Source organism: Acidovorax sp. LjRoot74 (genome assembly GCF_964254355.1).
Lineage (GTDB): Bacteria > Pseudomonadota > Gammaproteobacteria > Burkholderiales > Burkholderiaceae_C > Acidovorax.
Genome location: NZ_CAXUTI020000001.1, coordinates 791166 through 805682, shown reverse-complemented (window position 1 = coordinate 805682; position 14517 = coordinate 791166). Strand labels below are relative to the sequence as shown.

Sequence of the window (14517 nt, the reverse complement as noted above, 5' to 3'; positions counted from 1 at the left end):
CGCTATACAAATAATAGCTGCCAGCGCTTGTCCATCAGGCTCAGGCAGCTATTATTTCTTCGAATCGCCATCTGGCACCGGGTGTTTGACCGCGTTCTTGCGCAGCTTGTGCTCCACCGCCTCGGCCAGGTCCACGCCCGCGTGGTCGGCGATCTGCAGCAGGTAGAGCAGCACATCAGCCACCTCGTCGGCGATGGGCTCCTTCAGCGCCGGATCGCCTGCCACCGCCAGCGATTGCTCGGGCGTCATCCACTGGAAGATCTCGGCAAGCTCGGCCGCCTCCACCATCAGCGCCATGGCCAGGTTCTTGGGCGTGTGGAACGGCTGCCAGTGGCGCTCGGCCGCAAAGGCGCGCAGCCGGGCTTTCAGGGCGTCGAGATCGACAGCGGACATCAATACTCCTGATTTGATAGCGAAAATCGCTTACCCATTGCGCGCAGAAGGCCTTTTTTATTCAAATTTCAGAGCGGCGACACCGGCGCCTCACCCGCCAGGTGGCGCCGGGCGTTCTCCATGAACCGGTCCACCGACGCCTGCACCGCCTCGGGCGACCAGCCCGCCACATGGGGCGTGAGCACCACGCTGTCCAGGTCCAGCAGCTCGGCCGGGGGCGCGGGCTCGCTCTCGTACACGTCCAGCCCTGCGGCGGCAATCCGGCCGCCGCGCAGCGCTGCGGCCAGGGCGGCGGTGTCGATCACGCTGCCGCGCGCGATATTGACCACCACGCCGCGTGGGCCCAGTGCGTTCAGCACGTCGGCGTTGACCAGATGCTTGGTGCCCGCGCCACCCGGCGTGGCCACGACGAGGAAGTCCGCCCACGCGGCCAGCGCCGCCACGTCGGCAAAGTAGCGATAAGGCACATCGGTGCGCGCGCTGCGGTTGTGGTAGCCCACCTCGATCTCGAAGCCCAGCGCGCGCTGCGCAATCTTCTTGCCGATGGTGCCCAGGCCGATGATGCCCAGCCGCTTGTGCGACACGTTGGGCGGCAGCGGCAGGGCCGTGCGCCAGATGCCTGCGCGGGTGGCCTTGTCCAGCGGCAGGATGCGGCGCTGCGCCGCAATCAGCAGGCCCCAGGTGTGGTCGGCCACGCAGTCGTCGTTGGTGCCCGCACCGGTGGCCACCACAATGCCGCGCGCCTTGGCATGGGCCACGGCAATGTTCTCGTAGCCCGCGCCCAGCGCGCAGATGAGCGTGAGCGCAGGCAGCGCATCGATCTGCGCCGGGCTCAGGCCCACCGCACCAATGGTCAACACCACCCGCACGCGGGGGCCGTGCTGCGCGATGGCAGCGGCGGCCTGCGGCGCGTCGGGCGCGTAGATCACTTCAAAGGTCTGGGCCATCTGGGCGATGTGCTCTTCAGACAAAAACATGAGGGCGAGAAGGACGGGCTTCATGGATCAAAAATCGCGAAACAAATGAAAGAGAGAGGGATGCCGCTCAGGCGGCATCGCTTTGCTGGAGCGACCACATGCTGGCATAGCGACCTCCCAGGGCCAGCAGCTGCGCGTGCGTGCCGCGTTCAATGATGCGGCCCGCGTCCATGACCAGGATCTCGTGTGCGTCCACCACCGTGGACAGGCGGTGGGCAATCACCAGCGTGGTCTTGTTCTGCGCCACGCCCTGCAGCTCGGCCTGGATGGCGCGTTCGTTGGCGGAGTCCAGCGCGCTGGTGGCCTCGTCAAAGATCAGGATGGGCGGGTTCTTGAGCAGGGTGCGCGCAATCGCCACCCGCTGCTTTTCGCCGCCCGAGAGCTTGAGCCCCCGCTCGCCCACCATGGTGGCGTAGCCCTTGGGCGTGCTGGCGATGAAGTCGTGGATGCGCGCGGCACGGGCGGCGGCTTCGATCTCGTCCTGGCTGGCGCCGGGGCGGCCGTAGGCAATGTTGTAGGCCACGGTGTCGTTGAACAGCACGGTGTCCTGCGGCACGATGCCAATCGCCTGGCGCACGCTGCCCTGCGTCACGCTGCGGATCTCCTGCCCCGCAATGGTGATGCGGCCCTGCTGGATGTCGTAGAAGCGGAACAGCAACCGTGCCAGTGTGCTCTTGCCCGAGCCCGACGGCCCCACCACCGCCACCGTCTTGCCCGCAGGGATCTCAAAGCTGATGCCTTGCAGGATGGTGCGCCCGCCAGTGCTGATAACGCCAGGATCGTAGGCAAACACCACGTCCTCGAAGCACACGGTGGGCTGGTCCAACCCTGCCAGCGGCAGCGCGCCGGGGGCATCGGCCACCTCGCGCTCCTTGTCCATCAGCGTAAACATCTTGTCCAGGTCGGTCAGGCTCTGCTTGATCTCGCGGTAGATCACGCCCAGGAAGTTGAGCGGGATGTACAGCTGGATCATGAACGCGTTGACCATGACCAGGTCGCCCAGCGTCATGCGGCCATCGACCACGCCCTGCGTGGCGCGCCAGAGCATAGCCACCAGGCCCACGGCAATGATGAGCTGCTGGCCGGTGTTGAGCATGGACAGCGTGGTCTGGCTCTTGAGCCGCGCACGGCGCAGGCGCTCCAGGCTTTCGTCGTAGCGGCGTGCCTCGAAGCCTTCGTTGTTGAAGTACTTGACCGTCTCGTAGTTGAGCAGCGAGTCCACGGCCTTGGAGTGCGCGGCCGAGTCAAACTCGTTGGCCTCGCGGCGGAACTGGGTGCGCCACTCGGTCACCAGCACCGTGAAGGTGATGTACAGCGCCAGCGCCGCCAGCGTGATCCACGCAAACCAGGCATCGAACTTGATGGCCAGCACCGACAGCACCAGCACCACTTCGACCAGCGTGGCCACCACGTTGAACAGGGTGAAGGAGATCAGCGACTCGATGCCGCGCACACCGCGCTCGATGTCGCGCGTCATGCCGCCGGTCTGGCGCTCCAGGTGAAAGCGCAGGCTCAGGGCGTGCAGGTGCTCAAAAGTCTGCAGCGCAATCGAGCGCGCCGCGCCCTGCGTGGCCTTGGCAAACACCAGCTCGCGTAGCTCGGTGAACAGCGACGTGGACAGCCGCAGCGCGCCGTAGGCCACCAGCAGCCCCACCGGCACCACCAGCAAGGCGGCCGGGTCGCCGGGCTGCAGGCTCATGGCATCGACCAGCGTCTTGAGCAGGATGGGCACGCCCACATTGGCGAACTTGGCGCCCACCATGAAAACGATGGCGGCGATCACGCGCCATTTGTATTGCCACAGGTAGGGCAGGAGCCGGTGCAGGGTGGCCCAGTCGGACGGGGCGGGCGGGGTGCCAGCGGCGGGGGCAATGGCACCGGCAGCGGTGGGGGCAGTTTCGCCGTGGTGGCGCATGGGGGACAATTCCGGTTGTTGTTTTTACCGACCTGGCTGATGCCCAGGTGGTTTTTCTCGGGGCGCAAGGCCTGGTGAAACCACCGGTTTCCCCAAGGATTGGCTCAGCCCCAACCGAGATTGTGCCCATGTCTGCCGTTTTCAGCCCACCACCCGCCGCATTGCCCACCGACAAGGAACTGGTGCTCAAGGTCATCCCCATGCCCGCCGACACCAACGGCAATGGCGACATCTTTGGCGGATGGGTGATGGCGCAGGTGGACCTGGCGGGCTCCGTGCTGCCCGCGCGCTACATCCAGGGCCGCATGGCCACCGTGGCGGTCAATGAATTCATCTTCAAGCAGCCCGTGCGCGTGGGCGACATCCTGTCGTTCTTCTCAGCCATCACGCGCGTGGGCAACACCTCGGTCACCGTGGAGGTGGAGGTGTATGCCGAACGTTTTTCTGCCCAGGGGCAGTATGTGAAAGTGACGGAGGCGCGCCTGACGTACGTGGCCATCGACCACCAGGGCCGCCCGCGCCCGGTGCCCAAGCACGACGCACCGGCCTGAGCACGGCGCTGCAGTGACGCGCCACACGCGGCGGCGCGCAGATAGGGGCTTCAGGCCGCCAGTGCGGTGGCCGGTTCGGTGCGCAAAGGCCCTGCCCCGCGCTGCAGATGGCTGCTGCCGGAAGACGACGATGAGGCCGAGAACCCGGCCTCGATCTCACCCGCCAGTTGGCCCCCCTCTTCCACCACCAGCTTACCGTAACGGATCTTGCCGTTGACCTTGCCCGAGCTGTAGATCACGAGCTTCTGGCGCACGGTGAGCGTGCCGTTGAATTCGCCGTGGATCTCGGCAATGTCGATCTCGGCTGAGCCCTTGAACGCCCCGTTCTCCGAGATCTGGATCACGCGCGAGTCCATCGTGGCCTCGACCGTGCCCTCGACCACGAGCGTGTCGCAGTCGGTGATCTCCACGCCCTTGAGCTTGATGTTGGGGCCCACTGTGAGCTTGCTGCCCGTGCTGTCGCTGGCACTGCTGGGCTTGGGGGCTGCCGCTGGGGGCACCGGCTGTGCCGATGCTGCGCTGCTGCTCACCGCACTGCTGCCCAATACGGAGCCTGAAGTGGTGCTGCTGCGGGGTTGGAACGACTCGGGTTCACGCTTGCCAAAGAAGGGGTTTTGCACGGCCATCAGATCTCCTTGAAAAGAGGCCATGCTAGGTTTCACGCTCCGCGAAAGATGCCTTCGTTACGCAAGAACGGTAACCAAACGGTTCGATGGTTGCATGCACTTGCAAGGCTTGCGGGATCACACATCCCGCAGTTACATCCTGCGGCGCACACCTCAAGACACGATGTAGGCAGCCGCGCCCGCCGACATGATCTGCCCGTCCGGCCCCAGGAACTCCATGCGTGTGGTGGCCACACGCGAGCCCAGGCGCAGCACCTGGGCTCGCAGCTCGAAGTGGCTGCCAATGCCGGGGCGCAGGTAGTCGATGCGCAGGTCGATCGTGCCCAGCTTGGCAAAGCGGTGCAGGCGCTGCTCGGGCAGCTCGTCCAGGTGCTTGGCGCCAATCGCGGCCATCACGGCCAGGCCACCCATGGCGTCGAGCCCCGCGCTGATCACGCCGCCGTGGATTCGGTTGTAGGCATAGTGCCCCACTAGGTCGGGCTTCATGTCAATACGGCCCACCACGCCATCGGGCGCCAGCGATGTGATCTTGAGGCCCAGCACCTGGTTGAACACGATCTTCTCTTCAAAGATGGCCTTGAGCCCGGCGACGAAGGCGGGCTCGAAGGCTTGCGGGGCGGGGGGCGCGGATTTGCTCATGGGTCTCCTGGGATGGATGTTGTGTGAGGAACAAGGGGCCACGCCCCTGAATGCTCCTGATTTTGTAGCTATCAGCGCTTGATGGACAGGCGCAAGCGGCCATTTTTATCTAAAACTTGCCGTGGCGCCCTTCCCCGGTGGCAAACCGGGTGGCTCCGCGCAGCGCTTCGGCCAGGCATTCGCGCCCACCGGCCCACTCCTGCAGCAGCGCCTGCTGCAGCGGCAGCCCCTCGCCCGCCAGCGCGCTCGCGCGGTCGGCACGCAAGGTGGCTTGCGGAAAGGCGGCCAGTGTGTGTGCCAGCGCCAGCGCCGCCTGCAGCGCCTGGCCCGCAGGCACCACGCGGTTGCACAGGCCCATGCGCAGGGCCTCGTCCGCCTCGACTTTGCGGCCGGTCAGGATCAGGTCCAGCGCGTGCGACAGGCCCACCAGGCGCGGCAACCGCACCGTGCCGCCGTCGATCAGGGGCACACCAAAGCGGCGGCAGAACACGCCCATGTACGCGTCCTCGGCCATCACACGCAGGTCACACCACAGCGCCAGCTCCATGCCGCCCGCCACGGCCGCGCCTTCAATCGCCGCAATCACAGGCTTGGACAACTGCATGCGGCTCGGTCCCATCGGCCCCGGCGGGTGGACCGCATCGGCGGCGAAATCAAGCGTTTGCGCCAGCGCCTCAGGCGCCACGCCATCGGCCAGCAGGCGCGCCCCCGCTTGCAGGTCCCAACCCGCACAGAAGTGCCCGCCCGCACCGTGAAACACGGCCACATCCGCGTGCTCGTCCTGGTCGAACGCGAGGAAGGCCGCATGCAGGGCCTGCGCCGTTGCCGCGTCCACCGCGTTGCGCACATCGGGCCTGCGCAATGTCACCAGCGTGACACGGCCTCGCGTTTCCACCTCTACGGACATGTGCTTCTCCTATGGGCCGATGCTCAGAGCCTGTTCACCCACCCGACGTTATTCCTATTGCGCGGGGTGCCGTGCTGCGTCAATATCCGCCGCGACCCGATCGTCACCCCTCTCAGGGTTAGCCCCGAGTGCGGTAAGCAGCGGTCGCAGTCAACATTATTTATGCAAAGCAACCGCTTTGTAAAAATCTTCTGGAGAGCCAGGGTGCAATTTGTGCAACTGTTGATCAGCGGTGTCTCCCAGGGGTGCATCTACGGGCTGATCGCGCTGGGCTTTGTGCTCATCTACAAGGCCACCGAAACCGTGAGCTTTGCGCAGGGCGAACTCATGATGCTCGGCGCGTTTTGCGGCCTGGCGCTGATGACCGTGCTGGGCTTTCCCTTCTGGGTGGCGGTGCTGGCCAGCGTGGTGGCCATGGGGCTTTTCGGCGTGCTGGTCGAGCGCGCAGTGATCCGCCCCATCCTCGGCCAGCCCGCGTTCTCCATCGTCATGCTCACCATCGGCATCGGCTACGTGATGCGCGGCCTGGTCACCATGATCCCCAACATTGGCACCGACACACACACGCTGCCCGTGCCCTACAAAGACCAGTCCCTGCGCCTGGGTGAGCTGGTGGTCAGCGCCGAGCAGCTGGTGGTGATCGGCGCCACGGGCGTGTTGTGCGTGCTGCTGTTTGCGATGTTCCGCTACAGCAAGCTGGGCATTGCAATGCAGGCCGCATCGCAGAACCAGCTGGCGGCCTACTACATGGGCATCCCGGTGCAGCGGCTCAACGGCCTGGCCTGGGGGCTGGCCGCGGTGGTGGCGGCGGTGGCCGGGCTGCTGCTGGCGCCCATCACTTTTGTGCATGCCAACATGGGCTTCATCGGGCTCAAGGCCTTCCCGGCCGCCGTGGTGGGGGGCTTTGGCAGCCTGCCGGGCGCCATTGTTGGCGGACTGGTGATTGGCATTGTCGAATCGCTCTCGGGCTTCTATCTGCCTGATGGCTTCAAGGACACGGCGGCGTACATCGTGGTGCTGATCATGCTGATGGTCAAACCGAATGGACTGTTCGGCGAAAAGCTGAGAAAGAAAGTCTGACCCCATGCGCTTTCTTTTTAAGACCTCTTACGCGCAAGACATCCGTCTCGCCAAACACGGCGGCCATGTGTTCTGGTACAGCCTGCTGGGCCTGGCCCTCGTCGCCGCGCCCTGGGTCGCGCCGGAATACTGGCTGGCGCAGCTCACTTTTGTGCTCATCTACGCCATCGTGGGCCTGGGGCTGATGCTGCTGGCGGGCTTCACGGGGCTGTTCTCGCTGGGGCACGCGGCCTTTCTGGGCGTGGGGGCATACACACAGGCTGTGCTCACGGGCATGGGCTGGCCGTTTGCGCTGTCGCTGGCCTGTGCAGCCGGTCTGTCGGCCGCCGTGGGCGTGGTGGTAGGCCTGCCCGCGCTGCGCGTCAAGGGCATCTACCTGGGCATGGCCACGCTGTCGTTCGGCTTCATCGTTGAGGAGGTGTTTGCGCGCTGGGAGTCCGTCACCGGCGGCAACTCCGGCAAGCACCTGGTGCCGCCGCAGATGTTCGGCTACTCGTTCGAGTCCACCGAGTCGTTCTACTTCTTGTGCCTGGTGATTGCGGTGGTGAGCACGCTGGCCATCCTGAACCTGCTGCGCTCGCCCACGGGTCGCGCGTTCGTAGCCATTCGCGATTCGGAGATCTCGGCGCAGAGCATGGGCATCCACCTGGCGCGCTACAAGACGCTGTCGTTCTCGCTCTCGGCCGCACTTGCGGGCGTGGGTGGCGCGCTGTATGCCCACAAGCTGCAGTTCATCTCGCCGGACCAGTTCAACATCCTGCAGTCCATCGACCTCTTGCTCATGATCGTGATCGGTGGCCTGGGCTCGGTGCACGGCGCCTTCCTGGGGGCCATCTTCCTGATCTCGATGCCCCAGCTCATCTCGCTGAGCAAGGACTTTCTGCCCGCCGCCATCGGTCAGGCGCCGGGGTTGCAGGCCGTGGTGTATGGCGCGGTGCTGATCGCGTTTGTGCTGTTCGAACCCATGGGCCTGTACGGCCGCTGGCTCAAGGTGCGCACCTGGCTGCAGATGTTCCCGTTCTACCGCCAGGGCATGTTCAAGCGGCAGAAATCGTTCCAGAAATCGGATCGCTTGAAATGAAACACCCCCCTGAGTCGCTTCGCGCCTTCCCCCCGCTCTCGCTTCGCTGCGCTGCGCGGGCAGGGGGACAACGCCCTCGCTGCGGGGCGGCCCTTGCTCGGCGTTCCTGGCCTGGGCCACGCCAGTCTCAACCCACACGCAACAGTACGAGCGCCATGGAGGGAGCACTGTGACGACCGATGTGCTTCTCAGCGCCCAGAACCTCAGCGTGCGCTTTGGCGGCGTGCTGGCCGTCAACAACGTGAGCTTTGACGTGCGGCGCGGCGAGGTATTCACCCTCATCGGCCCCAACGGTGCGGGCAAGACCACGGTGTTCAACCTCATCAGCCGCATCTACACGCCCACCACCGGCACCATTGCCTACGCAGGCCCCGGCGGCGCCATGCTGCCGCTCACCGACCAGCCGCCGCACAAGGTGGCAGGGCTGGGCATTGCGCGCACCTTCCAGAACATCGAACTCTTCGAGCACGCAAGCGTGCTGCACAACCTGCTGATCGGCCGCCACACGCAGCAGCACAGCAACCTGTGGGCCGAGATGTTCTTCACGCGCAAAGTGCGCGAAGGCGAAATTCAGGCGCGCGAGAAGGCCGAGCAGGTCATCGACTTTCTTGACCTGCAGCACTACCGCGACACCATGGTGGCCGGCCTGCCGTACGGTGTGCGCAAGGTGGTGGAGCTGGCGCGCGCGCTGTGCGCCGAACCCCAGTTGCTGCTGCTCGACGAGCCTTCGTCGGGCCTGAATGTGGAGGAGACCGACGACATGGCCTTCTGGATTCAGGACATCCAGCACGAGCTGGGCATCACGGTGCTGATGGTGGAACACGATATGTCGCTGGTCTCCAAGGTGTCCGACCGCGTGCTGGCCATGAACCAGGGCGAGGTGGTGGCCATGGGCACGCCGCGCGAGGTGCAGACGCATCCAGGGGTGATCGAGGCGTACCTGGGCACCATCGACGATGTGAGCAACCTGCGCCGCCCAGCGGGTTCCAGCATGGGAGTCCGCACATGAGCGCCGTGCTGTCCGACCCCGCCACCAGCCCGGTGGCCAGCGCCGCCGATCAGCCCCTGCTGCGCCTGCAGAACGTGGAAAGCGCCTACGGCCCCATCAAGGCCATCCGGGGCGTGAGCCTGCAGGTGCGGCGCGGCGAGATCGCTGCCGTGCTGGGAAGTAACGGGGCGGGAAAGACCACCATCCTCAAGACCATCAGCGGCATCATCGACCCGCGCAAGGGCTCCATCGAATTCCAGGGCCAGGACATCACCGCCCGTGACCCGGCCGCCATCGTGCGCAAAGGCCTGATGCATGTGCCCGAGGGGCGCGAGGTGTTCCCGCTGCTGTCGGTGCGCGACAACCTGCTGATGGGCGCCTACACCCGCAGCGATAGCGACGCGGTGGCGCGCGACATCGAGACGGTGTTCGGCTACTTCCCCATCCTCAAGGAGCGCGCCGCGCAGGACGCGGGCCTGCTCTCGGGCGGGCAGCAGCAGATGCTGGCCATCTCGCGCGCGCTCATGGCCGCGCCCGAGCTGATCCTTCTGGACGAGCCCAGCCTGGGCCTGTCTCCCAAGCTCACCAAGGAGATCTTCGAGATCGTAGTGCGCATCAACCGCGAGCGCGGCACCACCATCCTGCTGGTGGAGCAGAACGCCAACATGGCGCTCAACGCATCGGACTACGGCTATGTGCTGGAGAACGGCCGCATCGTGATGGAAGACAGCTGCGAGCGCCTGCGCGAGAAGGACGACATCAAGGAGTTCTACCTCGGCATGAAGGACGAGGGCGTGCGGGGCGAGCGGCGGTGGAAGAAAAAGAAAACATGGCGATGAGGACAACATGAGCAATCTCTGGGACCTCGATCACATCCAGCCCGCAGGCACCGACGTGCTGGCAGGCGACACCATCGCCGCCATGTTCTGGAACGCCGTGGCCGAGCGCGGCCCGCGCGTGTGGATGCGGCAAAAAGAGCTGGGCATCTGGAAGAGCTGGACCTGGAACCAGACGGCCGAGGCCGTGCGCGAGATTGCAGGCGGCCTGATGTCGCTGGGCTTTGCGCCCGGCGAATGTGCGTCCATCCTGTCCAACACCAACATCGAATGGGTGCTGGCCGACCTGGCCGTGCTGAGCTGCGGCGGCGTGGCCAACGGCATCTACCCCACCGACGCGGCCGCGCAGGTGCGCTACCTGAGCGAAGACTCGCGCACCACCGTGCTTTTTGTGGAAGACGACGAGCAGCTCGACAAGGCGCTGGAAGTGCGCGGCCAGCTGCCGCTGCTGCGCAAGATCGTGGTGTTCGACATGGAAGGCCTGCGCGGCCTGCAGGACGCTGATGTGCTGAGCCTCACGGCCCTGCGTGAACTGGGCCGCGCCTGGAACGCCCAACACCCCGACGCGCTGATGCAGCGCGTCAAGGCCTGCCGCCCCGACGACGTGGCCATCCTGGTCTACACCTCGGGCACCACGGGCAAGCCCAAGGGCGCGATGCACACGCACGCCGCGCTCACCTACACCGTGCGCGGCTACAACACCCTCATCTCGCGCAGCGAGGCCGACGAGACCATGTGTTTCCTGCCGCTGTGCCACATCGCCGAGCGCATGGGCGGCGAATACTTCTCGCTCTACACCGGCGCGCGCCTGAACTTTGTGGAGAACCCCGACACCGTGCCCGAGAACGTGCGCGAGATCGCCCCCACGGTCTTCACCGCCGTGCCACGCGTGTGGGAGAAGTTCTATTCGGGCGTGATGATTGCCCTCAAGGAATCGACGCGGCTGCAGCAGGCGGCCTATGCCTGGTCCATCGGCGTGGGCACACGCATCGCAGAGAAGGTGCTGGCGGGCCAGCCAGTGGGCGGTCTGCTAAAGGCGCAGTTCATGCTCGCGCGCTTTCTGGCGCTGAACAATGTGCGCAAGCTTATCGGCATCCACCGCGCGCGCTTCCTGGTTACGGGAGCGGCGCCCATCTCGCCCGAGCTGGTGAAGTGGTACCTGGCCCTGGGCGTGCCCATGCTGGAGGTGTGGGGCATGACAGAGACCTGTGGCGCGGCCACGGGCGTGCCTGCCACGCGCATCAAGCCCGGCTCCATCGGCCCGGCCGCCAGCTACAACGAGGTGCGCATCGACCCCGCCACGGGCGAGATCCTGGTGCGCGGCCCCAATGTGTTCAAGGGCTATCTCAACCTGCCCGAGAAGACCGCCGAGACCATTGACGCCGACGGGTGGCTGCACACGGGTGACGTGGGCAATATCGACGCCGACGGCTACCTGCGCATCACCGACCGCATGAAGGACATCATCATCACGGCCGGTGGCAAGAACATCACGCCCAGCGAGCTGGAGAACGAACTCAAGTTCAGCCCCTATGTGACGGACGCGGTGGTGATTGGCGACAAGCTGCCCTACCTCACGGTGATCATCATGATCGACCAGGAGAACGTGGAGAAGTTTGCGCAGGACCACGACGTGCCCTTCAGCAACTACGCCAGCCTGACCCGCGCGCGCGAGGTGCAGGACCTGATCCAGGCCGAGATCGACCGCGTCAACGCCAAGTTCGCGCGTGTGGAACAGATCAAGAAGTTCTTCCTGCTCGACACCCAGCTCACGGCCGAGGATGAAGAGCTGACCCCCACCATGAAGCTCAAGCGCAAGCTGGTGCAACAGAAGTACGCGCCGCAGATTGAAGCCATGTACCGATAGGCACGCACGTCACGCAACGACAGGCCACGCCCATCAGGATAGGGAAAGTGCTGGTGCCCCACCCGGGGCATCGTTCTATAACGAGCGATCGTTTTTGTTTCGATCCAACCGAAGGAGACGTGCCATGAAGTTTCATCACATCGCCGCGCTGGCCCTCGTGGCCATGGCCGGTGCCTCCGCCCAGGCCCAGCCCAGCCAGGGCGTGAGCAAGGACACCATCACGCTGGGGTCCATCCAGGACCTGTCGGGCCCGCTGGCCGGGTTTGGCAAGCAGGTGCGGCTGGGCATGATGCTGCGCGTGGACGAGGCCAACGAGCAAGGCGGCGTGAACGGCCGCAAGCTCGACCTGAAAGTGGAAGACTCGGGCTACGACCCCAAGAAAGCCGTGCTGGCCGCGCAGAAGCTCGTGAACCAGGACAAGATCTTCATGATGATTGCGCACATCGGCACGGCGCAGAACCTGGCCGCCATGCCCGTGCAGTTCAGCAAGAACGTGATCAACTTCTTCCCCGTCACCGCTGCGCGGGAAATGTACGAGCCCTTCCACAAGCTCAAGTATTCGTTTGCCGCCACCTACTACGACCAGATCCGCCTGGCGGCCCCCAAGCTCATCAAGGAAAAAGGCGCCAAGAAGATCTGCACCATCTACCAGGACGATGAGTTCGGCCTGGAGGTGATGCGCGGCGGCGAGGCAGCGCTCAAGTCCATGGGCATGGACTTTGCCGAGAAGACCTCGTACAAGCGCGGCGCCACCGACTTTTCCTCGCAGGTCGCCAAGATGAAATCGTCCGAATGCGACTTCGTGATCCTGGGCACCATCATCCGCGAGACCATTGGCACGATTGGCGAGGCGCGCAAGACGGGCTTCAACCCCACCTTCCTCGGCTCCAGCGCCGCCTACACCGACCTCATCCACAAGCTGGGCGGCAAGCCCATGGATGGCCTGTACGCCACCATGACGGTGCAGCACCCCTACCTGGACGAGGCCAGCCAGCCCATCCGCTTCTGGGCCAACAAGTACAAGACCAAGTTCAACGAAGACCCCACCGTCTTCTCGGTCTACGGCTACAACGCGGTCGATGCGTTCATCAAGGCGGCCCAGAAGGCAGGCCCCAACCTGAGCACCGACAGCTTCATCAAGGCCATGGACACCATGGTGATCCCGCCCGACATGTTCGGCAGCGCCGAGGGCACCTTTGGCCCCCAGAAGCGCCTGGGCAGCGACCTCTCGCGCCTGTCGCAGATCACCGACGGCAAGTGGAAGGTGGTCTCCGACTACGTCAAGCCATGAGCGCCTGACCCGCCGCACTCAAGCCGCCCTCGGGCGGCTTTTGCATTTCAGGGGGTGCGTTTCGGCGGCGTCGGTGGCAAAATGATTTTAACCAAGCAGTAACTTTGCATAAATAGGATCTGCCAGCACCATGATCGAACGCACCCTCTTCCAGCCCGACCACCAGGCCTTTGCCGACAGCTTCCGCCGCTTTATCGAGAAAGAAGTGACGCCCCACCACGCCGACTGGGAAGACCAGGGCTACGTGGGGCGCGAGGTGTGGAGCCAGGCGGGCGCCAACGGCTTTCTGTGCATGAGCCTGCCCGAGGAATACGGCGGCGCCGGGGCCGACAAGCTGTATTCGGTAGCACAGATGGAAGAGCTGGCGCGCGCGGGCACCACGGGCATCGGCTTTGGCCTGCACAGCGAGATCGTGGCGCCGTACATCCTGCACTACGGCACCGAGGCGCAAAAACAAAAGTACCTGCCCCAGATGGCCAGCGGCGCGGTGGTGGGCGCCATCGCCATGAGTGAGCCCGCCGCAGGCAGCGACCTGCAAGGCATCAAGACCACCGCCATCAAGAGCGCCGACGGCAGCCACTATGTGCTCAATGGCAGCAAGACCTTCATCACCAACGGCTGGCATGCCGACTTGGTCATCGTGGTCGCCAAGACCGACCCGGCAGCAGGCGCCAAGGGCACCAGCCTGTTGCTGGTGGAGCGCGGCATGCCCGGCTTTGAAAAAGGCCAGCGCCTCAAGAAGATGGGCATGAAGGCACAGGACACCTCCGAGCTGTTCTTCAATGACGTGAAGGTGCCGGTGGAGAACCTGCTGGGCGGTCCCGCCATGGAAGGGCGCGGCTTTATCTGCCTGATGGAGCAGCTGCCGTGGGAACGCCTGCAGATCGCCATCACCGCAGTGGCCGCTGCCCAGGCCGCGATTGACTGGACGCTCGACTATGTGAAAGAGCGCAAGGTCTTCGGCCAGCCTGTCGCCGCCTTCCAGAACACCCGCTACACCCTGGCCGAGCTGCAGACCCAGGTGCAGGTGGCCCGCGTGTTTGTGGACAAATGCTGCGAGCTGATCGTGAAAGACCAGCTCGACACCCAGACCGCCAGCATGGCCAAGTATTGGACGACCGACCTGCAGTGCAAGGTGATGGACGAATGCGTGCAGCTGTTTGGTGGCTACGGCTACATGTGGGAGTACCCCATCACCCGCGCCTACGCCGACGCGCGCGTGCAGCGCATCTATGGCGGCACCAACGAGATCATGAAAGAAGTCATCTCGCGCGGCATGGGCCTGCCAGCGCGCTGACGCTTCAATTTTTATAGCTAATAGCGCTTGATGGACGCGCGCAAACGGCCAATTTCATTCAAATCTGGA

The 14517-nt window shown here is 64.9% G+C and carries 14 protein-coding genes; 8 read left to right on the top strand and 6 right to left on the bottom strand.

Annotated features, from left to right (window positions below; translation table 11 throughout):
• Positions 1-51: 51 nt before the first annotated feature.
• The 3 genes from ACSQ3O_RS03760 to ACSQ3O_RS03750 form a co-directional block, all read right to left on the bottom strand.
• Positions 52-393 carry a nucleotide pyrophosphohydrolase gene (locus ACSQ3O_RS03760; RefSeq protein ID WP_436137909.1) on the bottom strand — a complete coding sequence of 114 codons (342 nt, stop codon included), beginning with the start codon at positions 391-393 and terminating at the stop codon, positions 52-54.
• Positions 394-461: 68 nt separating this feature from the next.
• Complete coding sequence (locus ACSQ3O_RS03755) at positions 462-1394, bottom strand: NAD(P)-dependent oxidoreductase (protein WP_436137908.1); 933 nt, start codon at positions 1392-1394, stop codon at positions 462-464.
• A gap of 43 nt (positions 1395-1437) precedes the next feature.
• Positions 1438-3285: an ABCB family ABC transporter ATP-binding protein/permease gene (locus ACSQ3O_RS03750; RefSeq protein WP_436137907.1), complete on the bottom strand. Its 1848-nt coding sequence runs from the start codon at positions 3283-3285 to the stop codon at positions 1438-1440.
• A 128-nt stretch (positions 3286-3413) separates the two neighbouring features.
• Here ACSQ3O_RS03750 and ACSQ3O_RS03745 point away from each other — a divergent pair, with 128 nt between their 5' ends.
• On the top strand, positions 3414-3836 hold the full coding sequence (locus ACSQ3O_RS03745) for an acyl-CoA thioesterase (RefSeq protein WP_108618099.1): 423 nt from the start codon (positions 3414-3416) through the stop codon (positions 3834-3836).
• 50 nt (positions 3837-3886) lie between these two features.
• Here ACSQ3O_RS03745 and ACSQ3O_RS03740 read toward each other — a convergent pair whose 3' ends face one another.
• The 3 genes from ACSQ3O_RS03740 to ACSQ3O_RS03730 form a co-directional block, all read right to left on the bottom strand.
• Positions 3887-4462 (bottom strand): bactofilin family protein, encoded by a 576-nt coding sequence (locus ACSQ3O_RS03740; protein WP_436137906.1) that lies wholly within the window; start codon positions 4460-4462, stop codon positions 3887-3889.
• Between the two features lie 153 nt (positions 4463-4615).
• The gene (locus tag ACSQ3O_RS03735) at positions 4616-5101 is read right to left on the bottom strand and encodes a thioesterase family protein (RefSeq protein ID WP_137746989.1); all 486 of its coding nucleotides are present in this window, start codon (positions 5099-5101) and stop codon (positions 4616-4618) included.
• Positions 5102-5210: 109 nt separating this feature from the next.
• Positions 5211-6008, bottom strand: coding sequence for a crotonase/enoyl-CoA hydratase family protein (locus ACSQ3O_RS03730; RefSeq protein ID WP_436137905.1), 798 nt, complete (start codon positions 6006-6008; stop codon positions 5211-5213).
• A 204-nt stretch (positions 6009-6212) separates the two neighbouring features.
• Between ACSQ3O_RS03730 and ACSQ3O_RS03725 the strand changes: the two genes are divergently transcribed.
• The 7 genes from ACSQ3O_RS03725 to ACSQ3O_RS03695 all read left to right on the top strand — a co-directional run bounded on the left by ACSQ3O_RS03725 (position 6213) and on the right by ACSQ3O_RS03695 (position 14448).
• Positions 6213-7088, top strand: a complete 876-nt coding sequence (locus ACSQ3O_RS03725; RefSeq protein ID WP_094288787.1) for a branched-chain amino acid ABC transporter permease — start codon at positions 6213-6215, stop codon at positions 7086-7088.
• 4 nt (positions 7089-7092) lie between these two features.
• Entirely contained in the window at positions 7093-8169 is a 1077-nt protein-coding gene (locus ACSQ3O_RS03720; RefSeq protein ID WP_436137904.1) for a branched-chain amino acid ABC transporter permease, read from the top strand.
• Positions 8170-8338: 169 nt separating this feature from the next.
• Complete coding sequence (locus tag ACSQ3O_RS03715) at positions 8339-9178, top strand: ABC transporter ATP-binding protein (protein WP_436137903.1); 840 nt, start codon at positions 8339-8341, stop codon at positions 9176-9178.
• Positions 9175-9996 carry an ABC transporter ATP-binding protein gene (locus ACSQ3O_RS03710; RefSeq protein WP_436137902.1) on the top strand — a complete coding sequence of 274 codons (822 nt, stop codon included), beginning with the start codon at positions 9175-9177 and terminating at the stop codon, positions 9994-9996. The genes ACSQ3O_RS03715 and ACSQ3O_RS03710 overlap by 4 nt, the downstream gene beginning before the upstream one ends.
• 7 nt (positions 9997-10003) lie before the next feature.
• Entirely contained in the window at positions 10004-11860 is a 1857-nt protein-coding gene (locus ACSQ3O_RS03705) for an AMP-dependent synthetase/ligase (RefSeq protein WP_436137901.1), read from the top strand.
• 124 nt (positions 11861-11984) lie between these two features.
• Positions 11985-13151 carry an ABC transporter substrate-binding protein gene (locus tag ACSQ3O_RS03700; protein ID WP_436137900.1) on the top strand — a complete coding sequence of 389 codons (1167 nt, stop codon included), beginning with the start codon at positions 11985-11987 and terminating at the stop codon, positions 13149-13151.
• Positions 13152-13281: 130 nt separating this feature from the next.
• On the top strand, positions 13282-14448 hold the full coding sequence (locus ACSQ3O_RS03695) for an acyl-CoA dehydrogenase family protein (RefSeq protein ID WP_436137899.1): 1167 nt from the start codon (positions 13282-13284) through the stop codon (positions 14446-14448).
• Positions 14449-14517 lie beyond the last annotated feature (69 nt).